General features: G+C 66.5%; 1 pseudogene. It reads left to right on the top strand.

Going from position 1 to position 475, the window contains the following annotated elements:
* Nucleotides 1–475, top strand: a pseudogene (locus J5M71_RS27845) (hypothetical protein); the annotation flags it as partial.

Raw genomic sequence — 475 nt, 5'->3', positions numbered from 1 at the left:
GATCACCATCAACACGCTGTTTCATCTCGCCAAACAAGGCGGCTTCGATCCGCGCGCGCATCGAGCGAAGCCGGTCGATCCAGCGGAGCGCGAGCGGCAGAAGGCCGAGCGCGCGGCCCGCGAAGCGGCCGAGCTGGTCGAGCTGATCGAGAAACAGCAAGCCGCATCGGCGCTCGCTGAATCGATCTGGTCGGCGGCCGAGCCCGCGCCGGCCGGTCACCCGTATCTCGTTCGCAAGCGCATCCCGGCCGATGCGCTGCGCGTCTATCGTGGCAACCTGAGCATCGGCACGGCCGCGTGCGACAGCGCACTCGTCATTCCTGCACGGGACGCGGACGGCACGTTGTGGACGCTCGAATTCATCCTGACCGACGGGCAGAAACGCTATCTGCTGAATGGCCGCAAGGCGGGCTGTTTCTCGTTGATCGGCGACGCGGTGTCGTCCGTCCTGCTGATCGGCGAGGGGTATGCGACC

This window comes from Pseudomonas sp. 43(2021) (assembly GCF_017490805.1).
Taxonomy (GTDB): domain Bacteria; phylum Pseudomonadota; class Gammaproteobacteria; order Pseudomonadales; family Pseudomonadaceae; genus Aquipseudomonas.
The sequence above is the reverse complement of the archived record's forward strand: the minus strand, read 5'-3'. Positions and strand labels throughout refer to the sequence as shown.